This is a genomic window from Chryseobacterium sp. JV558 (assembly GCF_033712365.1).
Lineage (GTDB): Bacteria > Bacteroidota > Bacteroidia > Flavobacteriales > Weeksellaceae > Chryseobacterium.
Genome location: NZ_WJHU01000002.1, coordinates 954,935 through 980,837, shown reverse-complemented (window position 1 = coordinate 980,837; position 25,903 = coordinate 954,935). Strand labels below are relative to the sequence as shown.

Here is a 25,903-nt window from a genome sequence, read left to right as displayed (position 1 = left end):
ATTAACAAATTTTAAAATTCATTTTCCTTAAATTGTAGTCAAAATTATTTCAGAGCTTTTTATATGTGGATTATTTATCTGACTTTGGCCATCCTTCTTTTGGTCATGACCATACTGCCGAAAATACAGCATTCTCACTGGATATTCCGGGTTCCGGAATTTGCTAAAATACAGGTCACTTACCTTATACTTTTCACTTTTCTATTAGGCCTTTTTACTGATTCTAAAGAATATTTCTGGTATTATCAGGGGCTTCTATTGGTCATGTTTGTTCATCACGGCCATACCCTCATCAAATACACCCGTTTTTATCCTGTAAAAAAACACAGACAGCGTCACAAGTCTTCTGATAAACTGCATTTTATTTCGGCTAATGTGTATCAGTTCAATAAAGAGTATGAGAAATTCATTGGCCTTGTTAAAAAATATAATCCTGATTTTTTCATGACTATGGAAAGCAATGGCGACTGGGAAAAAGCAATGAGACCTTTAGAAAATGAATACGGCTTCCAGCATAAAGTGACTCTTGAAAACACCTACGGCATGCATTTCTATTCCAGGATTGAAATCAAAGAAGCAAAGACTCATTATTTTGTAGCTGATGATATTCCGAGTATTGAGATCCATATGAAAACAGCTGATGGCTTTTCTTTTGTTTTCTTTGGGGTTCACCCGCCTCCGCCAAGTCCTACGGAAGAGGAAACATCGAAAGAAAGAGATGGTGATCTTCTAAGTACTGCCAAATGTGTAAAAGACATTAAAAAACCTGTTATTGTAGTGGGAGATTTCAATAATGTTGCATGGTCAAGATCATCTGTACTTTTCAGAAAAACAAGTCATCTGATAGATCCCAGGATCGGGCATTCTTTTGTTTCTACTTTCCATGCGAAATACCGTCTTTTAAGGTTTCCTATCGATTTGATGTTTCACAGTGAAGATATTTTTATTAAACAGCTGAAGACACTGGAAAATTTTGGCTCAGACCACCTTCCGGTATACTGTGAGTTTTTCATAGATCATCACAACGATGAACAGGAAGAATTGATTGAAACAGCGACTTCTGAAGAGAAAGCAGAAGCTGAAATCATGATCGAGGAAGGAAAGAAAGAAGATGGCGAGCGGGAAACTATCGTTACTGAAGATTAATAAAAAAGTGGGCTAAAGCCCACTCCTATTGAATATTATTTTTTATCAGAATCCAAAATTCCAGCCCCAATTGATCGTTCTGTTCCAGCCAAAGGCTACTTTTACTGGACCTGTCTCATATTCACCAAAAAAAATAAATAATAAGGCAATCACAACAGCAATAAGAATATAAATCTTCTTCTTTTTCATACTAGAATTTCATTACATCCTTCACTACTCCATTCTTCTGGGTGAGCTGTAATAATTCAGCTTCAATGAAGGTTTTGATCTGTTCTTCAGAACCATTGTTCGGGAAGAGAAGATGAACATTAGCTCCTGCATCCAGCGTAAAGAATAAAGGCAATTCTGTTTCTCTTCTGAAATCCCAGATCTTGTTGATGACTTCTAAAGTACCTGTTTTCATCAGGATAAAAGCCGGATCACTCATCATCATCATTGCATGCAGTGTAAGTGCTTCATGCTCTACCAACTTGATAAAGCTTTCCATGTCTCCGTTTTTCAGGATCTCTTTCATCGGAACAAAATTCTCTCTTGCTTCCTGAAATCTTCTTTCTGCATAAGGATTCGTATTCATCAAACCATGCCCTACCGTTGAAGAAACACTTTTCTGTCCTTCATGGATCAATAAAACCCAGTCGTTAAAATTTCTGAATACCTCATGAACTTCAGCATCCGGAAACTGTACTCCAAATAAATCTGAGCTTCCTTCTACCTCATCCGTTTCTCCCCACACCACAAGACCGTTATATAAGCTTCGGCATGCACTTCCACTTCCTAATCTTGCTAGAAATGAAGCCTTTCTCAAAGATTTTTCTTCAGAAATTGTTCCTGTAAATGAAGCATCCAATGCCATCAGACATTTTGCAATGGCTCCAAATCCTGAAGCTGAACTTGCAATCCCTGAGCTGTGAGGAAATGTATTTTCTGTCCTGATAACATATTTTCCTTTTAGAATCCAGGGAAGATACTGTTCTATATTTTTGAAATATTTCTCAATCTTTTCTGCAAATTTCACTTCTTCATTACCAGCCAGAAAGGTCTGTACTGAAAAAGCTTCATCTGCGATAAATTCCATTGAGGTATTGGTTTTACAATGGTTTAAAGTGTAACTGATACTTGGGTTGGCAGGAATCTGATCAGCATATTTCCCCCAGTATTTAATCAGGGCAATATTAGACGGGCAGCTTTCTGAAACCGTTTGGGTATGAATGGTGAAGTTTTCTTTTCCTATAAAATCTTGTGTCGTCATAGTTTAATTTAAGTCATTATTTTAAACCACTCCCGTCAAAAATTCTTTGAATTTTCGCCACCCCTCCAAAAGAGGGGAATTTTCACACCTTTATTTGTACTTGACGTGAAAAACAGGAGGTTAAAATTTTTAATACATCTTTTCTATAATATCCGCGTATTTTTTGATCACTACATTTCTTTTGACTTTCAATGTAGGCGTAATTTCGCCTGTATTGATGTCAAATTCTGCCGGCATTAAAGTAAATTTCTTCACTTTTTCATAGTCTGCCAGATGGCTCTGTAATTCTTTAATTTTTTCTTTGTAAAGATTGACTATCTTTTCATTTTTTACAGCATCTTCCCAATTGGTAAAAGGAATATTATTTTTCTTGATATAATCCTGTAAAAATTCAAAATTAGGAACAATCAACGCTGAAACAAACTGTCTTCCTTCTGCAATCAGCATAATCTGCTGGATAAAATTATTGTTGGTCAAAAGGTTTTCGATCTGTTGTGGAGCGATGTATTTTCCGTTGGATGTTTTCATCAGATCTTTGATTCTGTCAGTGATAATCAGGTTTCCTTTATCATCAAATTTTCCTGCATCACCGGTTTTGAACCATCCATCCTCTGTGAACACTTTCTGGGTTTCTTCAGGCTTATTGTAATAGCCTTTCATGATTCCGTTTCCTCTTGCCTGAATTTCATCGTTTTCTCCAATACGCATTTCTACTCCCGGCAATGGTTTTCCACTGGTTCCATGTTCAAAATGAGTCAAAGGGAAAAGAGTCAATGTTGCGGTAGTTTCCGTTAATCCGTATCCTACAGTTACATGAATTCCCACTGAATCAAAGAAACGGGTAACTTCTGGTGACAATGAGGCTCCTCCACAAGGTAAAAACCAAAGTCTTCCACCCATTTTCTCTTTGATTTTACTGAAAACCAACCGATCTGCAACAGCTTCTTTGAATTTTAATCCAAAAGGAATCGGTTTTTCATTTCTCTTCAATTCAGCAGTTTCCCATCCGGTTTTAAGGGCCCAGTCAAAGATTTTTTTCTTCAACGATGAACCTTCTTCTGCTTTTTCCAAAACTCCGGCATATACTTTCTGGAAAAATCTTGGTACCGCACACATTGTAGTAGGTTTTACTTCTTCCAGTGCCTTAGCTACATTTTTAGGGTCTTCCAGAAAATAAACACGGGCACCACCATACAGGCAAAGTAAACTCCAGCTTCTTTCAAAAACGTGGCTCAAGGGTAAAAATGCCAGTGAAAGTTCTTCTTCAAAGTTTTTAAACTTAAAAAATTCAAAGTGAGAATCGAATGCTTTAATAAAATTTCCATGGGTAAGCATTACGCCTTTCGGCACTCCGGTAGTTCCGGAAGTATAGATCAATGTGGCAGTATCATCATTTTCTTTCTTGCAGATCTCCAGCTTTGGGGAAGCTTTTGAAATAAAATCTTCAAGATAAAAACTGTTGAATTCTTTCTTGATCCACACTGCTTTTTTAGAAACAATAATGGTTTCAAGATTGTTTTCTTCTTTATGTAAAAACTCAAGACAGGCATCATACTGCATCTGATTTCCCACTAAAACAGCTTTAGCTCCGGAATCGTTTATGATATGTTCTGCCTGCTCAGCATTATTAGTTGAATAAATAGGCACCGTAACAGCACCGATGGCCATTGAAGCCAGGTCAACGATCATCCATTCGGACGAGTTATCTGAATAAATAGCGACTCTGTCATTCTCCTGAACTCCAGCTTCTTTTAAGGCATTGGCTGTTTTAAAAATAACTTCACTGAATTTTTTCCAGCTCAGCTCTTTCCAGCCTCCCTCTTTCTTTTTAAATCCGATGGCCGCTTTTATAGGATGTTTTTCTACATTTTTAAGGATAATTGCCTCTGCAAGATTCATTTCTTCAGCTTTTTGTCGTTAATATAATTATTCAGGTGAAAGTCTATACTTTCTTTTACGGGAATAAACTGATAGTTCAGTTTTTCTTTGACTTTGTGATTGGAAATGGTGTTGAAGGAAGAAATGGCCTCAATATTTGATTTGGTAACCATTTTCAGTTTGGGAATCAGCCATCCGAAAAGGGTGTTGGCTATTCTTCCGATATTTAATACAGATTGTGAGAGAATTCTGGCATCTTTAAGTCCCAGACGGGTTCTCACCTGTTTTGCAAGGTCTGCATATCTGTTATTTTCAGCAACAATAATAAAACGTTCTCCGAAAAGATTATTTTCCATTAATCCTATGGCGGTATTAGCAACATCTCTCACGTCAACATAAGCAGAACCACCTGAAAAGGTAAAACTATTGTCTTCAAAAGTAGAGAAAAGCTCTCCGCTGCTTTGGGTCCAGTTTCCGCTTCCTACGATCATTCCCGGGTTGATGATGATAACATTAAGACCTTCTGCTGAGGCTCTCCATACTTCCATTTCAGATAAATGTTTTGAAATAGCATACGCAGAGTGTTCTAGTTTTGGATTAAAATCAGAATCTTCGTCCAGCTCTCCTTTTTCATTGAAATTATCAAGAACGGCAACAGAACTTACATGGAGAAATTTTTTAACGTCTGACCCTTCACAGGCAAACAACAGGTTTTCTGTACCCTTGATATTTGTACGGTACATTTCTTTTTCATCTTTGGGATGAAAGCTTACTTTTGCAGCACAGTGATAGACCTCATCCACACCTTGCAGTGCTGTTGTCAAAGAATTGAGGTCATCAAAATCTACGTTTACCCATTCGATCTTATTGAAAAAATCGTCGGGATTCTCCGTATAAAAGCTGTATGAATGCTTTACTTCGTTTATATTGCTGCCCGGTCTTTTGGAAGCACGTACATTTTTACCTCTTTTAAGAAGTTCCAGTACAATTATTCTTCCCAGAATTCCGGTAGCACCCGTTACAAAAATCATTAATTATTTTACTTGATTGCTGACTAAAATATAACAATATTTTCTATCCGGCAATTCTTCCGGATCCGGTAAAAATTCCTTAGAAAAACTGCTTATGCAAATTTGCGATTTTTAAAGCATAATTCAACTTTATTTAACCAATATTATCACTCAGAAATCAACAAACCGGAAAAATTTTAATCACAATAGATCATTATATTTAAAAGTCCTGAAAGAATGTACAACTTTCAGGACTTTTATGATTAAAAATGCTTTGTTCTTAAGCCATTACCTCATTATTTCTTCTTGGAGCTTTATCGCAAAGAACGTCTGCAATGCTCTTGGAAATAAGGTTTCCTTCTGTAAGATTATCCAGCCAGAAGAATTCTCCGGCAGCATTGATCTCGATGAAGTAGTATTCATCTTCAGGAGAAACAATCATGTCTATTGCGCCGTAATCTACATTGTAAATATCGAGAAGTTCAAGCAATTTTGCTTCTACGTCTGCCGGAAGTTCTGTTCTGCTCCATTTATCAATCAGATTGATTCCGTCTTTTCTCCAGTCTATTTTGGCATCTTCAGATTGTTGTGAGTCTATTTCAAATGCATAAACATCTCTTCCCACAATGGTAATACGAAGTTCTTTTTTCTTTTGAATCATCTGTTGAAACTGCATTGGGCAATATAACAATGAATCCAGTTCTTCCAGTTTATTTTCACTGACCACGTTGGTAAACACTACACTTTCCACACCGTCTTCATAGATGGCAAAACCAGTTTGCATTTTTGCCACTACATTCTGATGTTTCAGAATAAATTTTCTGGCTTCATCAGGGCTGTTGGTAAGGCACGTCGCCGGAATCGTCAGGCCTAATTTATCTGCAATTTTCAATTGTTCTTCTTTGCTGTCCAGTCTTCTGTACACACTTGGTTTTCCTAAAGAATACGCATCTACAGATTCAAAGAAACCAAAAAGTGTATTTCTGATTTCTCCCATTGCTGCACCGTAGAACTTAGAGTCCATTTCTTCCTTCAGCCCCTTTCCGATATTGTAAGCTCTTCTGTACCAGATAGCCGAAATATCATCTAAACGGTGTTTTGCATCCGGAGTTTCAAGAAAACTTACCCATTCTCCATCCTGAAAAATGGTGGAAAGCTTATTTTGTAAAGGATAAACGTCAACATCAAAGCGAATGACCTCACAGTTATTTTTTTCAATGTATTCTGTTACTTTTTCAATGGAAAAATTATCTGCGGTATGGGTTATAATTAAAATTTTATTCATGGAAATTAATTCTTTTGATAAGATTATCGGCAATTCTTTCTGCTATGGGAAATCCCAGCTCTTTTTGCAGCATTCCCCACTCTCCCTGTGGATTGACTTCAAGGAAATAATAATTCCCGTCTCTTCCCTTGATCATATCGATAGCCCCTATATAAAGGCCCATTTCATGCATCATGGAAGTGAGATTTACTTTAACGGAATCCGGCAGCTCGTATGCTGACCAGAAATAGCCTTCACGGGCTACTCTCCAATCTGCATTTTCGCTGTTATTGATCTTTCCTGTGAAGAAATCACCGTCTACATAGACGATTCTCAATTCATATTCTTTTTCAATATAAGGCTGAAAAATCATGGGACAGTATGCAATGTCTGAAAGGTTTTCAAGAGATTCTTCTTCAATGATTGTAGTGGAAATCATATTTTCACCAGACATTGTTTTCGCCGTTACTCCATGAAGCTTAGCGATTGCTTTTCCGTGGCAGTATTGATAGAAAAATGTTGTTATTTTCTCTTCATCATTGGAAAAAATAGTTTTGGGGATCGTTAAGTTATTTCTTTGTGCAATTTTCAGCTGAAATATCTTGTTGCCATCCACCTTTTTTTCATTTTCATAAGGGTTGATCCAGGGAACATGCTCTAAGGCAGTCATCAGATTGTAGCGCAGGCTTCCGTATTCGTTCAGGAATATTTTTTCATAATCCTGATCCAATTCTTCGGGAGTGCTGATTCTCCATGCTTTTCTGTGCCATACTCCTTTTATTTCATCAGAGTGGATGGTATTTCCGGACTCATCAGTCAGTTCAAATGAATTTTCATGGATGCTGATTTTCTGAAGGTGATTCAGGCGGTCAGAATTCAGTCTGAAGTAAGGGATATTTTTAGAGGCCAGATATTCGAAAAAGAGATCGATATTATAAAAATCCTGTGAATGGGTGATGCAGAGAATCATTTGCCGGTTTTTATTAAAAAGGGAAACTTAATGTTTAAGTTTCCCCTACTCTATTTTATTGAATTCTACTTATTATAGTGGAATAGTGATTGTATCATCATCACCGTCAGATGGATATTTCAGCGTGTGCATCATATCATCTTTCGGAGAAGTTACAACGTCAATTGCCGGTTTTGTAATTACATCTCTTTCAGGAATTGACATATCAGTTCCTCCTTTTACTGTTTCAGGATCTTTCACCTGTTTTTCCAAGAATGATGCGAAAAATGGCTTCTTCTTTGAGTTTTGGTTTTTCATAATGTTTAGTTTTGGTTTGATATATAATTAAGCTTAAGCTGTATGTATATTCTTACACCTCTAAAACATCCTCATCTCCATCAGAAGGATATTTCATCGTTACATTATCATTATCAGGCTTAGTAACATTATCCTTAAGAGGAGTAGTGATCTGATCCTGAAGGGATGTCGTAATCTGATCTACCAATACAGAAGTAATACCTCCTCCTTTTACTGTTTCAGGGTCTTTAACCTGTTTTTCTAAGAATGTCGCGAAAAACGGCTTCTTTTTTGAATTTTTGTTTTCCATAAGTTAATATTTTTATTGTTTTGGAAATCCAAAGTACAAAAAATTCAACTCATGGAGAAATAATATGACGTTTTAATAAAATTTTAACATAATACTAAAAATCAAAGTATAATATTAATTTAATCCTAGAAACTCCTTCACAACATTTGCAAAATCAACCGGATTTTCTGCCTGAACCCAATGTCCTGCATTTTTTACCGTAACTACTTTAGCTTTAGGAAACTGCTGCTTGATTCCAAATTCATCCTGAGGCAGAATATAATTGGACTTTTCTCCTGCAATAAAGAGCGAATCGCCTTCAAAAACACCGAATTTGACAGCATTGGAAACAAATTCATTATATTTTTCAGATAATGTTTTAAGATTAAATCTCCACCCCAGTTTTTTATTTTCATCCCAATACAGGTTTTTCGTTAAAAACTGTATGGTTGATTTTTCGGGAATATACTGGTTCAGAACTGCTTCCACATCATTTCTGGAGGCTACTGTATTGAAATCTACAGTTTCCAGTGCTTTGATAATTCCCTGGTGGTGCGGCGGATATGCTTTAGGTGAAATATCTACAACAATCAGTTTTTCAACACGTTCAGGATATTTTAAAGCAAACTGCATTACAGCTTTTCCTCCTAAAGAATGTCCCAAAACATGAGCTTTCTGAATTCCATAATGATCCATATAGCGGGCAATGTCATCTGCCAGATCATCATGAGACATACTTTCTGAATGAAAGCTTCTTCCGTGGTTTCTAAGGTCGATCAGATGTACGGGAAGATATTCTCCCAGATCTTTTCCGAAACTTCCCCAATTGTCAAGCATTCCAAATAATCCGTGAAATACAAGAAGCGGCGTATTGGTTAAATTTTCGCCGAATATTTTTGAGTTTAAGATTTCCATATTTATTACCATTTTGCCAGTCTCTTCAGATAAGCCTGAACTGTGTTTTCCAATCCCATATAAAGTGCTTCAGAAACCAAAGCATGCCCGATAGATACTTCCAACAGGTTTGGAATGGTATCTGCAAAATATTTCAGGTTTTCTAAGCTTAAATCATGACCTGCATTAATTCCCAATCCGAAATTGGTAGCTTCAACCGCTGTGTCGTAATATGGTTTTATAGCCTGTTCTTTATTAGTCAGATAATTTTTTGCGTAGGCTTCAGTATATAGTTCTATTCTGTCTGCACCAGCTTTAGCAGCATATTCTACCAGTTCCGGTAAAGGATCAAGGAAAACAGAAGTGCGGATACCTGCCTTTTTAAATTCTGCAATAATCTCTGTAAGAAAATCAAGATGTTTTTTGGTATCCCAGCCTGCATTGGATGTAATAGCATCATCAGCATCGGGAACCAGAGTTACCTGCTCGGGCTTCACCTCCAATACCATATCGATAAAACTCTGATGTGGATTTCCTTCAATATTAAACTCAGTCGTAACCAACGGCTTCAGATCATAGACATCTTTTCTTGTGATATGCCTTTCATCAGGTCTTGGATGGATGGTAATTCCTTGTCCTCCGAATTCCTGAATTTTTACAGCTGCTTCTGTAACACTTGGGGTTTCACCTCCTCTTGCATTTCTTAACGTCGCAATTTTATTAATGTTTACGCTTAGTTTTGTCATTTTTATTTTAGATGTTAGATATGAATGTTAGAAGTCAGAAGCTCGCAGCTGGAAGTAAATCCAGACTTTGTACTTCTATTGGTCTTTCTAAATTCATTATCATTTAAAAGTTTAATTTAAAATTTGTTTTTAAAGTGGGTAAAGCTTCAATCCTCCTACTTTATACTTTCACGCTTACCTGCATCACCTGAAGCTCAAATTCTTTGGATGCTACCAGTAAATGGTCAAAAATATCTGCCTGAATCTGCTCAAAACGTTCCCATTTGGAATCATTGGCAAAACAATACACTTCAAGAGGCAGTCCTTGTGGAGTAATATCCAATTGACGTACCATGCGGGTTCCGTTTTTGTCTACGTCCGGATCGTTTTCAATATATTTTTGAGCATAATATCTGAAAACACCGATATTTGTAAGCTGCCTTCCATTTACGACCTTATCATTATGTTCAAGGCTCTCTTTTTCTTTTTTAATCTCAGAGGCTCTTTCTTCAAGATAATCTGAAATAAGGTTGATCTCCTTTAAACGCTCTACATCTTCGTCTGTCAGAAATTTAAAAGAATTGATATTAAAGTAGATTGATTTTTTTATTCTTCTGGTATTGGATTCAGACATGACCTGCATATTCTTGATTTCTGTGGTCATCAAGTCATAGGTAGGAATAGTGGAAACCGTTTTATCAAAGTTGGTAATCTTGGTAGTTAAAAGGTTTATTTCTGTAATATTCCCTTCAATAGTATACTTGGGAATGCTTACCCAGTCTCCTACCTTCAGGTTTTTAGAAGTCGCTACGTGAAGCCCTGTTACAAATCCTAAAATTGTATCTCTGAAAACCAATACCAGAACAGCCGTAATTGCCCCAAGACTTCCTACGATAGTGGTTCCTTTAATTCCAAAAATCACACAAAGTCCTACTACAGTAAATACAAAAAGTCCTAAAATCTTTACCGTTTCTGAAATGGCATTAAGCGCCATAATTTTGTAGAAATCCTGTTTGATACTGAAATAATTTCTAAAAGCAGTCAGTGATCTGTAGAGCATTCCTGCCAACATCAATACCAATCCCAGATTGATACATCGAATAATAAAAATAGTTGTTTTGGGCAATGCATTTTCTGGAAATATGGATCCCTGAATGCCAGCAACAGCAATTAAAGCGGCAAAATGAGCTACAGAGTTCGTGATTTTTGCCTGATAAATAGATTTTAAAATGGGAAATTTCTGTTCATTATGGAATAGTCTGAAAACAGAATTAATGATAAACTTAAAAGCAAAATCGGTAATAAAAAACAGAACGAGAAGTAAACTCAATTTTACAATAATATGGAAAACCCAATCCAGCCCGGAAGGTGATATCTGGGTAATATAAATGTAAAGCTGTTCGCTCAGCTCCTGTATAAAGTTTTTAGTTTCTTGTAACTGGTCATTCATTACAGCAAATTTATGAAATTAAGAATCATGATTTTACTATTCCCAATCAATTTTCATCCCAAAGAGTATTCCTCGGAAAATATTTAATAAAAATCTTTTTTGAATGAAATTATAAAATATCAAATCTTCTACAACCCTTAATTATAAATGAAAAATTAACTACAAATACCAAAATAAAATAAATAATATTAAAAATAATTACATTTTTTATGTTTAAATATTAAATATTTATTAAATTTGGTTAAAACTAAACCCATCAAAATCAATTAAATATGAAACAAAATTACTTGTTCATCGTACTATGCAGCCTTGTGCTCTTAGTAAACTGTAAAGGAGGTGATGACTCAGTGAATCCAGAAAATCCCAAACCTGTAACCGGAATAGTAGAAGGCAAAGTATTTGCTAAAAATGGAACAAAGCCAATTGGCGGCGCCATAGTATTCACCATTGACAGTAAGAATCAGGTTTACCATACCTATTCTGATGCCGATGGTACATTCAGTCTGACTGCTCCTGAAGGCAATACCACACTTCATATTCAGACCGGCAATGGTCTTAATTTTAGAACTGAAATTCCCGTTACCGTTAAAAAGGACGAAACAACCAATGTTACCAGCAAAGATTCAAAATTGAATCAGATTGCAAAAATAGCGTATGTAGAAGGCAGCTATGACGAAATAGAATCTATAATTACAAGTCTTGGTTATACGGCGACAGAAATCAGCTATCAGGATTTAAAAAATTTCAATACCATTTCTCAGTACGATATTATTTTTCTGAACTGCGGTTCACGTAACTTTGCTTACTCAGGAACTAACACACCGAGTAACGACCTTTCTATTTTCAGTAATCTCTCTACTTTTATCACGAATGGCGGAAGTATTTATACTTCAGACTGGGCTGCTGCCTATCTGGTAGGTGGAGATAAAAATGCTCCGTACTGTGGTATTTATGGAGGTTTTCTGGATCTTACAAAGATATGCTTTAATACCAATGGTAATAGTGCAATGTATAACAACTGCAGCGTTTCCAATGCTGCTATGGCTTCAGCAATAGGATTTAGCACATTAGATATTCAGTATGATCAGCCTTTGTGGCAAAAAATCCAGCATTATGATCCTTCGTTCTGGGAAGTACTGGTACAGAAAGATAATGAACCATTGATGATAAGAACCAATAAGTACGTCAATACAACAGCTCCTAAAATACCTGTGGGGACATCGTTAAACAATAATCAAATGACCATCTGCCATCATACGGCAAATGGCAACAATATTACCATTACCATTAATCAGAATGCATGGAACGCTCACCAGGCGCATGGTGATTATGTAGGATCATGCTCAGCAACTACCAGCAGCGGAAATATCTACTATACCACATTCCATAACCACGCCAGTGGAAATATTGGTAAAGCAGGGCCAATCCTGGAATACGTAATCTTAAATTTGTAATAAAATTTTATAACTCAGTTCTCAAAGTGGTCTTTTATAAGGCCACTTTTTTTATATTGCATCTATATTTTTAAAAGAATGGATACAACGATTATCAATATTTTCTGCCTTGTTCTCCTGTTTGTCGGGATATTGGGAACTTTTCTTCCAGTTTTACCGGGGCTTTTGCTGAGTATCTGCGGACTTCTGATCTATAAATTCGGGACTGATGCAGATCTTCCAATGATTTATATCTGGGCATTTGGAATTCTTACACTAGCTTCTGTAGTATTAAGCTATGTGATTCCGGCAAAAACCAATAGAAAATACGGTGGTACGCGCTGGGGAAGTATCGGTTCTGTGATAGGAACTATTGTTGGTATATTTATTCCGATTCCCTTAGGGTTCCTGATAGGAATGTTTGCGGGAGTATTTATTGGTGAATTACTTCATGACAGCAAGGATATGAATAAAGCTTTACAATCTACCAAAGGAGCATTGATTGGATTCATTTACGGAACCGGATTCAGTTTTGTAGTAGGAGTGGCAATGTTTTTGGTAGTACTTCTTAATATGTTTAACGTTATTTAATAAAATATAAGAAACTATGTTCCATAAAGTTATCATACTCAGCCTGGGAATTTTTGCATTAACGGGATGCGATGCCCAAAAGAAATCTAAGATAAATACAAAAGCTTCTGAAATACAAACCAATCCAAAAGCTATGAGTTCTAATGATCAGAAAGACGGTATTCTGTACCTTAGTGAAGGTGAGAATAAGTTTTTAAGAGAATACCAGATGAATGTGACATTCAAAGGGGTTTCTGAAGACAGCCGCTGTCCTGAAGGCGTCAATTGTATCTGGGCAGGAGCCGCTCTAGCTCAGGTGGAAGTAATGGGAACTGCTACGCGGCCTATGATTCTGAACCTTGCCAGCATAGATTATCCGGGAAGAAATTACCACCAGTCAGCAGAATTCAACGGGTATATTATCACCTTGCAAGATGTTGCTCCCTATCCAAAACAACAGGACGGAACAAAAGCATTAGCTGGAAAATATAAAATCGGAATTACGATAAAAAAGGCAGATCAATCAACAGATTCTTCTACCAGGAAATAGGCTTTTTTCCTTTGGAAACAAGATACTCATTAATTTTTGAGAAAGGTTTGCTTCCAAAAAAACCTCTGTACACAGAAAATGGTGAAGGGTGTGCCGATTTCAGAATAAAATGTTTAGCCGGATCTATGAGTTCGGCTTTTTTCTGTGCAAAAGCGCCCCACAAGACAAACACTACATTCTCTTTTTTGTCTGAAATTTCTTTAATGATAAAATTGGTGAATTTTTCCCAACCCAGATCTTTATGGGAATTGGGTGAATGTGCACGGACCGTTAATGTTGCATTTAACATCAAAACGCCCTGTTTCCCCCAGTCATCCAACTCTTTGGAAGTTCTTACCACTCCTAAATCATCTTTTAACTCAATAAAAATATTCTTAAGTGATGGCGGTGCAGTAACCTGTTCTGAAACAGAAAAACACAAACCATTTGCCTGAAAATCATTATGGTAAGGATCCTGACCAATAATAACGACCTCAACATCATCAAAAGCGGTCAGCTCCAACGCTCTGAAAATCTGATTTTTCGGTGGAAAAACTTTAGTTGTTGCATATTCATTCTTTACTTTTTCCCAAAGGGTTGTAAAGTATTCTGTACTCTTTATAGGGGCTAAAATTTCTGTCCACGTCATACTGCAAAAATAATAATATTAAAATAAGAGTCTATATTATACTTTAAATATCTTCAGTTTTCTTTCGATCAGCATATAAGAAAAGTAGGACAGCAATAATGAAAGAGATATTAACAACAGATTATTAAGATGATAATTATTTATAATAACGAAATCCTGCTTCTTCACCATATAATGGATAATATATAATGAATAAGAGATATTTCCCAGGAAATACACGGCTTTGGTTTCTAAAAATGCTTTTAGATAATTTTGCTTTCCTTCATACAGATACTTTATCATAAATGCCGATAATAAAGGAATAAACAACACTCCTTTTTCAACAAACAACATAGATACAAACAATGTGATGATGATATAAAGGATCAGGTTTTCTTTTTTCATTTTAAATTGTGGCAAAAGAGCAACTCCAATTCCAAGAAAATAGGAAGAAATTGTTCTTAACAAAGAAACAAGACCATAATAATCGTCAAGATACCATAATGATTTTCCCATCTCAACATGAACTTCGGAACCCAGATACAAGTTGTCAGGAAAGTAAGGAAGTACAAACCTCAAAACCAAACTTGAAATAATTAAAATCTCGCTTCGAATTTTGTAATGCAGGACAAGCCACAGCATAAAAGGGAAAATCAGATAGCAAACCCATTCTGTACTGAGTGACCAATAGACAACATTCAGCAGATAATCAGGATTAAAAAAGCATTGTAATAATGTAGCATTTATCAAGAGTCCGCTTATAGAGCTTTTCTTTAAAAATAATACAATAAAGATGACTGATATAATATATACAGGATAGATTCTATTGATTCTTTTTTTATAAAAAACCCCGATTATTTTATAATTCAGTTCTTTAAATTTTTCAGAATAAGAAACAGTCAATAAAAAAGCACTTAATACAAAAAAAATATCTACTGCCACATATCCCTTCCCTACTATATCCTGAATGAATTCATTCCTAAAAAAACTAAAATGAAAAAAAGCGACCCATAACGCAACAATTCCTCTAAGCCCCGTTAAAGATTTTATTTCATTTTTCATATATAATTTCAATCGGTGATAAAGATAGAAAAAAACCTGCTAGATTTCTTATTGGTCATTACCAAACGGTCTTTTTAGGCTAAAAATAATGTTATCCGGAAATCCCTCATCCTTCTTCCCTTCCAACAAAATAAAATCATGCTTTACGAGAAGTCCCTTTGAATTTTCATTGAATGTATTGGTAATCGCTACAATTTCCTGTAAATGCAATTCGGTGAATCCAACATCTAAAACCGCTTTCAATGCTTCAGACATTATTCCCTGTCTATGATATTCCGGCAGCAATTCATAACCAACTTCTGCTGTTTTCCGGTCTTCAGAAAAATTCCAAAGACAGATTGTTCCAATAAGATTCAGTTGATCTTTTAGAGCAATCCCCCAATACACGGTTTGATTGTTTTGAACCCTTTGCTTAATCGTTAAAATAAACTGAAGGGCATCATAGTTTGTCTTGGGTGACACTCTTTTCACAAATTTATTAACCTCCGGATTGCTTCGGATTTTTAAAATATCTTCGGTATGGTTTTCATTGATTCCTTTTAAAATCAACCTTTTGGTTTCCAGTTTCATTGATCAGATAGAATAAGTACTTGTATACTGTTACTTTAATTATTTCATAAGCCTCTTAACGCCAAAGTTTCTGAAAACTCATTCTTGTCTGTATTCATAAATAAATACACCCCGTATTTTACAGAATAACTTCTTTCATAAATGACAATAGACTCATTTTTATCACTGCTTTTTTTCTGTTCTATTTTATAAGGATCATCTTTTTTATGATGATAGCCTACTTTATTTTTAATTTTTTTTACTGAAAGCTTTTTATTATCAGCTTTTTGGGTTTTCCTGCTATTAGGTTTATTCTCAACTTTTTCAATCTCTTTATTTTGAATTTGGGTCTGAGCCTGAGCTCCTACCGAAAGAAAAAGAAGAGCAAGCAGTACATTTTTCATGGTTATAATTTAATTAGTGCAATAAATATACGCTATAAGCACTATCCGTTCAAACTTTTTTCATTTTAACAATAACTATTACGCTTTTGAAACTGGGTCTGAAAATAAAAGCTTCTTTTCATTTCCCTTCTTTATTTTATTATAATGGCTCAAAATACTCATCAATTCAAAGTTAATTTATCCTGTAAATCTCTCAGATATATGTAATAATCAAAATTCTCACTAAATTTGCATTGTGTATATAGATAAAGAAGATTTAGACGAATTAGAGTTTCCGCAATTGCTCGCGGAAATCTCCCCATTTGCGTATTCTCCGAAAACAAGAGAAAAAATTCTTCAACTTCGCCCAATGGAAATAGATGAGGCGGAACTTTCATTAAAAAAAACGTCAGAATATCTGTCGAGTTTTGAAAGTTCAAATGCGATTCCGTTTGATGAATATGAAGATATTGAAAGTGAGCTGAAATTGATGCTGATTGAGAATTACCGACTGGAAAACGCTGCTTTCATCAAAATAAAAACCATCACGGAACAGATCGGAAAACTGCAGAAGTTCTTCCCTACCATGCCGGAAACGTTTCCTAACTTGCTAGAAGAGGTTTCTGTACTGGAATTTAGAAAAGAGATCATTGATAAAGTAGATAAGGTTTTCAACCGTTTTGGTGAGGTAAAAAGTGAAGCTTCCCCAGCTCTGAAAGGCTTGAGAACTGAAATCCAGCTTGCTAAAAAAGCAATTCAGGAAAATTTCAACCGCGCACTTACTACGTATGGACAGAGTGACTTTTTGGATGACATACGGGAAACAATTATTGATGACCAAAGGGTTCTGGCTGTAAAATCAGGATTCAAAAAAAGAGTGGCCGGAAGAACGCTGGGAATTTCCAAAACAGGTTCCATTACTTACATTCAGCCGGACAGTGTTGTAAAGCACTACTTCAAGCTTCGTGAAAGTGAAGAGGAAGAGAAAAAAGAAATCGATAAAGTTCTCCGACAGCTTACCGCCGAACTGTCAGAATTTCAACCTCAGCTATGGAGGTATCAGGCTTATATTTTTGATCTGGACCTTACAAGAGCGAAAGCTAAGTTTTCTGATTTAGTAAACGGAATTCTTCCCAAGATCAATCGTCATAAGACATTGAAACTTAAAGACGCCTATCATCCCTTGTTATGGTTGAGAAATAAAGTAGAGAATAAAACGATCCACCCTCAGACTTTGGCTTTAACGGAGCATAACAGGATTATCTGTATTTCCGGGCCTAACGCTGGTGGGAAATCAATTACGCTGAAAACAGTAGGATTATTGCAGCTGATGATTCAGAGTGGTATTCTGGTTCCGGTTCATCCCAAATCTGAAATGTTTTTCTTTGAAAAGGTAATGACCGATATTGGTGATAATCAATCCATTGAAAATCATTTATCGACCTATTCATCAAGATTGAAGAAAATGTCCGGAATCATCCGCGAGGCTGATGCCAATACCCTTCTACTAATTGATGAATTTGGTACCGGTTCTGATCCGGAATTAGGAGGTGCTCTGGCGGAAAGTTTCATGGAGTTTTTCTATGATAAAAAGAGTTTTGCCATTATCACGACTCACTACACCAATATTAAACTGGTGATAGAACAGCTTCCCAATGCTCAGAACGCAGCAATGCTCTTCAATGAAGAGACACTGGAGCCAATGTATAAACTGGAAGTGGGCCAGGCAGGAAGTTCATTTACCTTTGAAGTTGCAGAAAAGAATAAAATCCCAAGATTTATTATCCATTCTGCCAAGAAAAAAGTAGAACATGATATCGTTAACCTTGATAAGACTATTGTAAAACTGCAGCAGGAGAAATTTGAAGTTGAAAAACTGAAATCCGATCTTGCAGAAAGAAAAGAGTCTGTAGAGGATAAGCGTGACAATCTTCAGAAACTGAATGACCAGCTTCAGCAGAAACTGTTCAATTTCCAGAAATTATATGAAGAGGAACACCGTAAGCTTCAGTTCGGGAATAAGATTGAGACGTTCATCGACAGTTATACAAAGGGCAAATCCAGAAAAGATGTTGTAAAAGACTTTGTAAAACTTCTGGAGCAGGAGAAATTCAGGAAATTAGGCCATGATAAGGATGAAACAAAACGCCTGCAGGTTGTTAAGAGAAAAATTACTCAACAGCTGAAAAAGGAGGAAGTCATTGAAAAAATTGCAGAAACCAATGAAAAACTGGAAGAACAGCGTAAAAGTGACCGTGCTGTTTGGATGAAAATTGGACAGCGTGTTCGTATTACCGGAAGTACCAGTGTAGGAACTATCGAAAAGATTTCCAGAAACAAGGTGATTGTCAACTATGGAACCTTCAAGACAACGATTAATGCGGATGAACTTGAGAGAATTTAATTAATCTAAAATGAGTTTATTTTTAAACTTATTTTACGCAAATACTAAGAGAGAGTGCCTTCTGACACTCTCTCTTTTTTATTCAATATTTTATTTCTTAATGAATTTTAACCGAATTGTATGATTTTTATCTTTCAGCTGAATAAAATAAATTCCTTCTGACAAATGGCTAAGGTTTACTTTATGATCAGAAACTTTTCCTTCACCTGCTTTTTGCCCCAATACATTATAAATCTCATAATCTGTTGCTTCTGAAATTCCGGAGATATTTAAAATATCAGATGCTGGATTAGGATAAATTTCCGGTTTTGCCGATTTACCAGCTTCGTTTACTCCCAGTAAAGGGTTCAGGAAGTTTATCCCATAATCCTCAACTTCTCCATAGGTAAATGAACCACAAGCATCTGCCGGCACCTCTTGTCTGCACATTACCCTCATTACAAGTCCGCAACCATTAATTACAGCGCTAGGCAATGTAGGATAACTGGGGATAGAAAATGTGGTTACAACCGGAGCTGTTGACGACACATTGTTCGCAACCAGTACTCTTTCATTAGAATCAAAAATACCATTACCATTGAAATCTATCCATGCTGTTATAGTGATAGGACTTGAAGTACCTGTCCATGTACTACTTACTGAAAGCGTATTTCCAACACTTCCTGCTAAAAATTTAATTCTCCGGTCTATATCAGTTCTGTAATCGATATAGTTAGAAGCTCCGGAGTTGCTCACCATTGGAGCTGTCATTCCTGATGAATTTACTGTTACATTTGAAATATATACCATTGTTGCATCTGTAGAGGCAGTAGTGCAATAATTGAGTGACGTCGCAAAAAATATTGGATTCGACCACATTCCCTGAGTAGTACATATTTTTGCTACCTGCACTTCATAAACTGTACAAGGCTGCAGATTCGTAATAGTAAATGAATTTTGCCCTGGTGTAGGAGTAACTACCATCCAGGAAGTAGTTCCGGGTAATCTATATCTGATGGTATTATTCGGGGTATCTGGATCAGCAGTCCATGTAACAGTTCCGGAGGTAAGGGTTATAGTGGACATCTGAACACCGGTGGGAACGTTCGTATCACAGTAAAATAAAGATTCCGATCCTGCTTCTATTTTGTTTTCTGCCTGAAAGCTGGAAATCCCCAAAATAAAAGAGAATACACAAAGTAGTCTTTTTGTCATGTTTATTAGTTTTTAAATTCTCTTGAAAAATAGGCATTTTATTGAATATACTGTACATGTCCATCATATATTATTGTATTTTTTCAATAGATTTTAATTATATACGTAAAAAACACAGCTATCCTGTAGGATATTACTGGTAAAATACCTGCTTTTTTATCATTATTTGAACAAATACAAGATTTAAGAGAACTGTAAGAGTATAATTACCTTCCGAAAAGCATTTAATTTATATATTTGGGGGATCAAAAAATTTTCATGATGACTTTCATAAACAAAGCATTCTATCTATCCGCTTTCAGTATTTTTTCTTTAGCCTTTGTAAAAGGGCAGAATAAAGTTCCTTTCGGAGTGGTAAAAGCTGAAGAGGGATATGCCAATGTACGGGTTCATAAAGACAATTACAGAAAAATTGTAGACAAGATCCGTATGCGTAAAGGTGATGTATTTGTTTATGTAAAACCTGCTCCCGGAGAAACAGAATGGATCTGGATCAAATATCCTGAAAAACAAGATGACGACAAGCCGTTTGTACGCTATGAAACGCTTGATAAAGAAGGAATGGTTAACAAAGAGCGTATTGCTTATATTGATCAGCTTCCTGCTTATACGCCTTCCAAATCTAAAAACGGAAAATCACTTATTTTCACAGATAATTCTGATCCGAAAGTCCCTACTGCCCAAAGAAGCAAAGTTGTGATTGATATTTATCCATCCAATGCAGGCTACCGTAAAAAAGAAAAAGATGCAGAAGGAAAACTTCTGACCATTGATAAAGTAAAGCCTTGGGGAATTGGAAATGACCTTCCTGAAGGAATGACCGAAATCAAATCGATCAGGATACAACAGCCCGGAAGAGGTTCTGTCTTTGTAAGAGAAGCCATCAAAAATATGTTCCAGCCTACCATGGATTTTGAGAACATTGGCGTAACCTCCCTAGACACCGACAATATTTTCCTATACATGATAAACGGTTCTGGAGAAAACAGATACACCACGCTGTGGACGATCAAGAAAGGAAGAGTAATCAGCCAGATTATTTACCATAATCCGGAATAAATTCATTATTTTTGCCCCCGAAAAGTTTTAACGCTTATTCATCACAGAAATTGGTTCTGCATCACTGCAGATTAAAAGGGAACCGTGTGAAAATCACGGACTGTCGCGCAACTGTAAGTAACTGAAATCTTTATCAAAGATCCACTGTGCGAGGTATGGGAAGGAGATAAAAGATGTTACAAGTCAGGAGACCTGCCTATTTCTTTAAACAAATAACTTTCGCGATTTGAAGTTGTATTGATCTGATGGATTGTTTCAGGAATTCTATAAGTTCCTGTCATTGTTCTGTTATTTTAATATCATTTTCATTTCGCTTTAATAATAATGATATATGACTACAGAAGAAAGAATTGAAGCATCCGAAACCAGAATCTTTAAAGCGGTTTTCCCTAACACAACCAATCATTACGATACCCTTTTTGGTGGTACGGCCATGCAGCTGATGGACGAAGTAGCTTTTATTACAGCCACCCGATTTGCCAGAAAAAGAGTGGTAACAGTGAGCAGTGACAAGATCGATTTCAAAAAACCTATTCCTGCTGGAACTATTGTGGAACTGATTGGGAAAGTTTCCTACGTAGGAAAAACCAGTATGAAAGTAAATGTTGAGATCTATACCGAGCAGATGTATTCTTATGAAAGAGAAAAAGCCATCGTAGGTGACTTTACGTTTGTAGCGATTGACGAATTCAAGAAACCAATCCAGATACTATAAATAAAAAATCTTCGGGCGGCCTTTGGCCGCCCGAAGATTTTTCTATGTTTTTTAATTTATTTCACAACTTTTTCCGTTTCCAGACTTCTGTTCAGCAGCAGTTCAAAAGCTTCACCCATTTCATCAGAAGCTCTGTTGATTGCATTTTCAAGCATATTTCGGATTTGTTTTTCTGTTACTCCCGCTTCCGTCCAGCTTTTTCCTGAAGTATGAGAATTTAAAATAAACGGCATAATTCTATCAATCCCGCAGGCAAAAATAGCATCAGGGGTTTTCTCATCTTCGAACTCAAGCCATAGATTAAAGAACTCCGTGCGCAAAGGTTCATCAAGAATTCCGAAAATCTTTTGAGCAGATGCATTTTCTCTGTCAAACTTACCTACCATTGCCTTTTCATCAAAAATAAAAGTATCACCAGCTTCTATCTCTACCAAATCATGGATGGAAAGCATTCTTATCACTCTTAAAAGATCAATATCTGCACGGTTTTTAGCATACGGATAAAGGATCTGTGCCAGAATGATAATCTGCCAGGAATGTTCCGCGGTATTCTCTCTTCGGGAATCATCAGCATTGTAATTTCTTCGCTGTACATTTTTCAAGGCATCCACTGCCAGAATAAAGTCAATCTCTTTTTGAATTTTCATCTAACTTTTTATTTTCTATTATATTGATCTGCCGGGTATACCTTTGTTTTGGTAATCCATTTATTATTGATCTTTTCTTTGGTTATTACTTTCACCTGACCTTCAGTGTTCATATCCTCTTCCTTTTCAAAGACTTTATCCAGTCCTTTATTCGGAATAACGGCATATTCAGTGGTAAAAATATCGCAGCACCCGGATTTACCATAGGAGATCAGGCGTTTACGCTTCACATCAACATCAAAAATATCAAGGGCATTAGACGCAAGATCCGTAAGTTCTTTACTCTTTACAAACCCCATTCTGGTACTGTTGAATACATATACATCATAGGAAGCAGCACTGTAGTTTCCCATATTTCCGTTCCTTACCGCAACATCTTCGGTTCCGTCAAAATTAAAATCATTAATGATAACAGAATTCTGCTTATTTGTCAGCTGAATCATTTTTCCCTGCTTAGGTTTTTCAGCCTGATCTACTTCCAATACCAGGTCGTCCGATACAAAAGTCTGCACCTTTGTGTTTTTATGATCAAACAATTCTACACTTCCTTTGCCGCTGCATCGCCCATCATAGCAATTCTCTACCTGGATGATTGCATCGTAATTCTTTGACGCATTTTTAACCTCAAACTGATATTGTCCAAAACAGGCAGGACCAAGTAAAACAAAAGCCGATAAATGCTTGTATGTATTTAATAAATTCATGGTAATAGTAAATAGATTTAGGTGTTTTTGTACCTAACAAAAATACGAATCATAATACCGATCTCAAAATTACAGCCTTATTATATGTAAAAATCTGAAACAATTTAACAGCCTTTACATAAAAGAGTGTTCATTAATAAGAAGCTGTTTCCCGCTATACGCTCATACTCCTCGCACAGCACCTGAAGCCTATCTGCTGTGGGGTAACCGCTGCTATCGGGGCTAGATGATGGCAGTGAGCAATGAAATAATTAATAAATAATGAGTAATTAGTAATGGACCATCTCAATTATTTCTGATTATTTTTCTCAATCCTATCAAAAATCCAACAACTTTTCACCTATTTTTCACCCAAATTCATTTTCCTTAAAATTTAGTGTTAAATTTATTATATTGATTATCAGTATTTTAAATTATTTATTTTAAAAACTTCACTACTTTGTATTGCATAATACCATTTATTTTACATATCTTTGTAATGTAAAATCGAAATAGGTACAACTAGCTAGGTTCCGAACTTCGAAAATTATATAACTAATTAACAAAACTTATCAAAGATGAATACCGAAAATACCAAAGCGCAAATGCGAAAAGGAATTCTGGAATTCTGTATTCTAAGTCTCATCAATAATCGCGAAATGTATGTTTCTGATCTTATTGACGAACTGAAAAAAGGAAAACTGGATGTAGTAGAAGGAACCCTCTACCCTCTTCTTACAAGACTTAAAAACGGAGAGTTTCTCTCTTACAGATGGGAAGAATCTACAGGAGGGCCACCCAGAAAATATTATCAGATCACAGAAAAAGGAAAACTTTTCCTGGATGAACTTCAAAACACATGGAATGAGCTGACAGCCTCAGTAAACAACATCACCCAACAAAATTAAAAAACAACGCTATGAACAAGACACTCTCAATAGGACTCGCAGGTTTTTCTTTTACAATAGAAGAACACGCATATATAAAGCTCAGCGATTACCTGAACGCACTGAGAAGCTCACTGGATGCTTCTGAGGCTGATGAGGTAATGCATGACATAGAAATAAGAATGGTGGAGATATTCAAAGATTCTCTGGGAAAACGTGAAGTAATCAACGATACCGACGTAGAAAAGGTAATCGCACAGATCGGAAGCCCAGAAAAAATTGAAGAACAGGAGGAAGCTTATTTTTCTGAAAAAACATCAACAAGAAATAACTATTCAGGAAACAATTATACCGATAAAAAACAACTGTTCCGTGATCCGGAAAAACAAAAAATCGCAGGTGTTTGCGCAGGTTTAGCTCAATATGTAGGAATGGACATTACTACCATGAGAGCAATCTGGCTGGGAATATTCGTATTAGGAATTTTTACAGCAGCTATTTCATCTTCATTGATCGGTCTTTTATATGTAATCCTTTGGATCGTACTTCCAAAAGCTGAAACAGCAGCAGATTTCCTGAAAATGCAGGGAAAGCCTATGAACTTCGACAATCTTAAGAATGAGTCTAATAAATTGGTACAGTTTGCCAATGAATCTACTCAGAGGGTCGGAGAAATATACAACGAAAACAAGCCTTACATCAACAACGCAAGCAGCGGAGTTTGGAATATATTCAAGTATATTGTTGGAGGATTCTTCGTATTGATGGCTGTAGGAAGCATTATCGGAGTATTCGTATTATTCGGTCTTTTCGGAATGGATACAGACTTTCCTGGAGCTAATGAAATCAGATTCTATATGGATGATCAGGGACTTGACAAAGTACTGGCAGCCATGATGGTAATCGGAAGCTTAATTCCAGCAATTCTTTTCAGCTTATTAAGTATTAAAATATTCTCTCCGAAAACGAAACTGAGAAATATCGGATGGGTAGTAGGAGGTTTATTTCTTCTTCTGATCGGATTAGGAACTTACTTCGGAATAAGCATGGCTAAAAAAGACATGATCTACAGAGGAAGTAAAGAAGATGTAGAGAATGTTGCTATCAACACTCCTTCAGATACAGTATATGTAGATGTAAAGCAGATCAATATTCCTCAGAACTTCAAAGCTTACAATAATGATATTTATTCTGACAAAAGAACAGTTTTCGAAGAAGATTATATCTCTGTAGATGTAACAAGAAAGCCAGATATTAAAACACCTTATCTGATCATTAAAAAAGAAGGAAAAGGATATAACTTCCCAATTCAGATGACAGTTCCTGTAGAAGTTGTAAACAACAAAGTACTGCTTCCAAACTACATCAAGTATCCATATGAACACAGGTTCAGAGATTATAGCCTGAATTATGAACTTGTAGTTCCGCAAAAAACAGTTGTTATCTCTATGAAAAAAGAAGGTATCCATATAGATGGAGATTTAGACGGAGACGGCATCAATGATGAAGATCAGGATGGGGATGAAGATCACAACGGTGTTAGAATTGAAAAAAACAAAATCACGGTAAACGGTTCTAGTATTGAGTACAACTCTGATGATCAGGACAGTATCATTGTAAACGGTAAAAAAGTTCCGAACAACCAGGCAAAGAAAGTAATTGATTCTGCAGTGTCTAATATCAAAAAATCAAATAAAGATATGGACATCAAGATCAAAGACGGAAAAAACGAAATTTCCATACAAACTAAATAATTAACTTCAGAGAGTGGTAGAAGGTGTGGGTGGATGGCAACCGTTTGAAATTCACACCCTTCTTCTCTCAGATAAGTGAAAATAAAACTCTATTTAGTTTCTTATGTAAAAAAAAAGTTTTAATTTCGTAGAGCTAAAATTTAATAACCAATCAACCAAAAACACAGCCTCATCATGATACAATTTGCAATGGAATTCGTAATGAAAATCGTAGATTTAATTAGCGGTTTGTTTTAAGAGCGATAATATTTCAAT

At 36.0% G+C, this 25,903-nt stretch carries 27 protein-coding genes and 1 riboswitch; of the genes, 9 read left to right on the top strand and 18 right to left on the bottom strand.

Going from position 1 to position 25,903, the window contains the following annotated elements; genetic code table 11:
• Positions 1-63 precede the first annotated feature (63 nt).
• Entirely contained in the window at positions 64-1,146 is a 1,083-nt protein-coding gene (locus tag GFU89_RS10260) for an endonuclease/exonuclease/phosphatase family protein (RefSeq protein ID WP_318847037.1), read from the top strand.
• Positions 1,147-1,191: 45 nt separating this feature from the next.
• Here the strand turns inward: GFU89_RS10260 and GFU89_RS10255 are convergent, their stop codons facing one another.
• The 11 genes from GFU89_RS10255 to GFU89_RS10205 form a co-directional block, all read right to left on the bottom strand.
• Complete coding sequence (locus GFU89_RS10255; RefSeq protein WP_318847036.1) at positions 1,192-1,335, bottom strand: hypothetical protein; 144 nt, start codon at positions 1,333-1,335, stop codon at positions 1,192-1,194.
• Position 1,336: 1 nt separating this feature from the next.
• Positions 1,337-2,395: a diphosphomevalonate decarboxylase gene (locus GFU89_RS10250; RefSeq protein WP_318847035.1), complete on the bottom strand. Its 1,059-nt coding sequence runs from the start codon at positions 2,393-2,395 to the stop codon at positions 1,337-1,339.
• Between the two features lie 129 nt (positions 2,396-2,524).
• Positions 2,525-4,294, bottom strand: a complete 1,770-nt coding sequence (locus GFU89_RS10245) for a long-chain fatty acid--CoA ligase (protein ID WP_318847034.1) — start codon at positions 4,292-4,294, stop codon at positions 2,525-2,527.
• Positions 4,291-5,304, bottom strand: coding sequence for an NAD-dependent epimerase/dehydratase family protein (locus GFU89_RS10240; RefSeq protein ID WP_318847033.1), 1,014 nt, complete (start codon positions 5,302-5,304; stop codon positions 4,291-4,293). Before GFU89_RS10240 ends, GFU89_RS10245 begins: the two co-directional genes overlap by 4 nt.
• A 259-nt stretch (positions 5,305-5,563) precedes the next feature.
• Positions 5,564-6,568: an MvdD family ATP-grasp ribosomal peptide maturase gene (locus GFU89_RS10235; RefSeq protein ID WP_318847032.1), complete on the bottom strand. Its 1,005-nt coding sequence runs from the start codon at positions 6,566-6,568 to the stop codon at positions 5,564-5,566.
• Positions 6,561-7,517, bottom strand: coding sequence for an MvdC family ATP-grasp ribosomal peptide maturase (locus tag GFU89_RS10230; protein ID WP_318847031.1), 957 nt, complete (start codon positions 7,515-7,517; stop codon positions 6,561-6,563). The genes GFU89_RS10235 and GFU89_RS10230 overlap by 8 nt, the downstream gene beginning before the upstream one ends.
• Before the next feature lie 72 nt (positions 7,518-7,589).
• Positions 7,590-7,814: a microviridin/marinostatin family tricyclic proteinase inhibitor gene (locus GFU89_RS10225; RefSeq protein WP_223599316.1), complete on the bottom strand. Its 225-nt coding sequence runs from the start codon at positions 7,812-7,814 to the stop codon at positions 7,590-7,592.
• A gap of 52 nt (positions 7,815-7,866) precedes the next feature.
• Positions 7,867-8,103 (bottom strand): microviridin/marinostatin family tricyclic proteinase inhibitor, encoded by a 237-nt coding sequence (locus tag GFU89_RS10220; protein WP_318847030.1) that lies wholly within the window; start codon positions 8,101-8,103, stop codon positions 7,867-7,869.
• 114 nt (positions 8,104-8,217) lie between these two features.
• Positions 8,218-8,997, bottom strand: coding sequence for an alpha/beta fold hydrolase (locus GFU89_RS10215; protein WP_318847029.1), 780 nt, complete (start codon positions 8,995-8,997; stop codon positions 8,218-8,220).
• Between the two features lie 5 nt (positions 8,998-9,002).
• Positions 9,003-9,722 (bottom strand): pyridoxine 5'-phosphate synthase, encoded by a 720-nt coding sequence (locus GFU89_RS10210; protein WP_318847028.1) that lies wholly within the window; start codon positions 9,720-9,722, stop codon positions 9,003-9,005.
• A 160-nt stretch (positions 9,723-9,882) separates the two neighbouring features.
• Positions 9,883-11,151, bottom strand: coding sequence for a mechanosensitive ion channel family protein (locus GFU89_RS10205; RefSeq protein ID WP_318847027.1), 1,269 nt, complete (start codon positions 11,149-11,151; stop codon positions 9,883-9,885).
• A 272-nt stretch (positions 11,152-11,423) separates the two neighbouring features.
• Between GFU89_RS10205 and GFU89_RS10200 the strand changes: the two genes are divergently transcribed.
• From GFU89_RS10200 to GFU89_RS10190, 3 genes are all read left to right on the top strand, one after another.
• Positions 11,424-12,605, top strand: a complete 1,182-nt coding sequence (locus GFU89_RS10200; protein ID WP_318847026.1) for a carboxypeptidase-like regulatory domain-containing protein — start codon at positions 11,424-11,426, stop codon at positions 12,603-12,605.
• 78 nt (positions 12,606-12,683) lie between these two features.
• Positions 12,684-13,175 (top strand): DUF456 domain-containing protein, encoded by a 492-nt coding sequence (locus GFU89_RS10195; protein ID WP_318847025.1) that lies wholly within the window; start codon positions 12,684-12,686, stop codon positions 13,173-13,175.
• 16 nt (positions 13,176-13,191) lie between these two features.
• Complete coding sequence (locus tag GFU89_RS10190; protein ID WP_318847024.1) at positions 13,192-13,704, top strand: hypothetical protein; 513 nt, start codon at positions 13,192-13,194, stop codon at positions 13,702-13,704.
• Here GFU89_RS10190 and GFU89_RS10185 read toward each other — a convergent pair.
• Genes GFU89_RS10185 through GFU89_RS10170 form a run of 4 tightly spaced genes read right to left on the bottom strand, consistent with a single transcriptional unit; the run spans position 13,691 to position 16,326 of the window.
• Positions 13,691-14,332, bottom strand: coding sequence for a uracil-DNA glycosylase (locus GFU89_RS10185; protein WP_318847023.1), 642 nt, complete (start codon positions 14,330-14,332; stop codon positions 13,691-13,693). The two genes, GFU89_RS10190 and GFU89_RS10185, sit on opposite strands and share 14 nt — an antisense overlap.
• 36 nt (positions 14,333-14,368) lie before the next feature.
• Positions 14,369-15,373, bottom strand: a complete 1,005-nt coding sequence (locus GFU89_RS10180) for an acyltransferase (RefSeq protein ID WP_318847022.1) — start codon at positions 15,371-15,373, stop codon at positions 14,369-14,371.
• A 48-nt stretch (positions 15,374-15,421) separates the two neighbouring features.
• On the bottom strand, positions 15,422-15,943 hold the full coding sequence (locus GFU89_RS10175) for a GNAT family N-acetyltransferase (protein WP_318847021.1): 522 nt from the start codon (positions 15,941-15,943) through the stop codon (positions 15,422-15,424).
• Positions 15,944-15,987: 44 nt separating this feature from the next.
• On the bottom strand, positions 15,988-16,326 hold the full coding sequence (locus GFU89_RS10170) for a hypothetical protein (protein WP_318847020.1): 339 nt from the start codon (positions 16,324-16,326) through the stop codon (positions 15,988-15,990).
• A gap of 235 nt (positions 16,327-16,561) precedes the next feature.
• On the opposite strand from GFU89_RS10170, the gene GFU89_RS10165 reads away from it, so the two are divergent.
• Positions 16,562-18,709, top strand: a complete 2,148-nt coding sequence (locus tag GFU89_RS10165) for an endonuclease MutS2 (RefSeq protein WP_318847019.1) — start codon at positions 16,562-16,564, stop codon at positions 18,707-18,709.
• A gap of 90 nt (positions 18,710-18,799) precedes the next feature.
• Here the strand turns inward: GFU89_RS10165 and GFU89_RS10160 are convergent, their stop codons facing one another.
• A complete protein-coding gene (locus GFU89_RS10160) occupies positions 18,800-19,903 on the bottom strand; it encodes a GEVED domain-containing protein (RefSeq protein ID WP_318847018.1) in 1,104 nt (367 codons plus the stop codon).
• Between the two features lie 258 nt (positions 19,904-20,161).
• On the opposite strand from GFU89_RS10160, the gene GFU89_RS10155 reads away from it, so the two are divergent.
• The gene (locus GFU89_RS10155; RefSeq protein WP_318847017.1) at positions 20,162-20,962 is read left to right on the top strand and encodes a hypothetical protein; all 801 of its coding nucleotides are present in this window, start codon (positions 20,162-20,164) and stop codon (positions 20,960-20,962) included.
• 34 nt (positions 20,963-20,996) lie between these two features.
• A riboswitch (cobalamin riboswitch) is annotated at positions 20,997-21,177 on the top strand.
• A 116-nt stretch (positions 21,178-21,293) separates the two neighbouring features.
• Positions 21,294-21,677, top strand: coding sequence for an acyl-CoA thioesterase (locus GFU89_RS10150; RefSeq protein ID WP_002977578.1), 384 nt, complete (start codon positions 21,294-21,296; stop codon positions 21,675-21,677).
• A 56-nt stretch (positions 21,678-21,733) separates the two neighbouring features.
• Here GFU89_RS10150 and GFU89_RS10145 read toward each other — a convergent pair whose 3' ends face one another.
• Positions 21,734-22,324 carry an HD domain-containing protein gene (locus GFU89_RS10145; RefSeq protein ID WP_318847016.1) on the bottom strand — a complete coding sequence of 197 codons (591 nt, stop codon included), beginning with the start codon at positions 22,322-22,324 and terminating at the stop codon, positions 21,734-21,736.
• An 8-nt stretch (positions 22,325-22,332) separates the two neighbouring features.
• Complete coding sequence (locus GFU89_RS10140) at positions 22,333-23,028, bottom strand: XAC2610-related protein (protein WP_318847015.1); 696 nt, start codon at positions 23,026-23,028, stop codon at positions 22,333-22,335.
• Positions 23,029-23,585: 557 nt separating this feature from the next.
• Here GFU89_RS10140 and GFU89_RS10135 point away from each other — a divergent pair.
• Positions 23,586-23,915: a PadR family transcriptional regulator gene (locus GFU89_RS10135; RefSeq protein ID WP_047378510.1), complete on the top strand. Its 330-nt coding sequence runs from the start codon at positions 23,586-23,588 to the stop codon at positions 23,913-23,915.
• Positions 23,916-23,926: 11 nt separating this feature from the next.
• Positions 23,927-25,648 carry a PspC domain-containing protein gene (locus GFU89_RS10130; RefSeq protein WP_318847014.1) on the top strand — a complete coding sequence of 574 codons (1,722 nt, stop codon included), beginning with the start codon at positions 23,927-23,929 and terminating at the stop codon, positions 25,646-25,648.
• Positions 25,649-25,903: the final 255 nt, after the last annotated feature.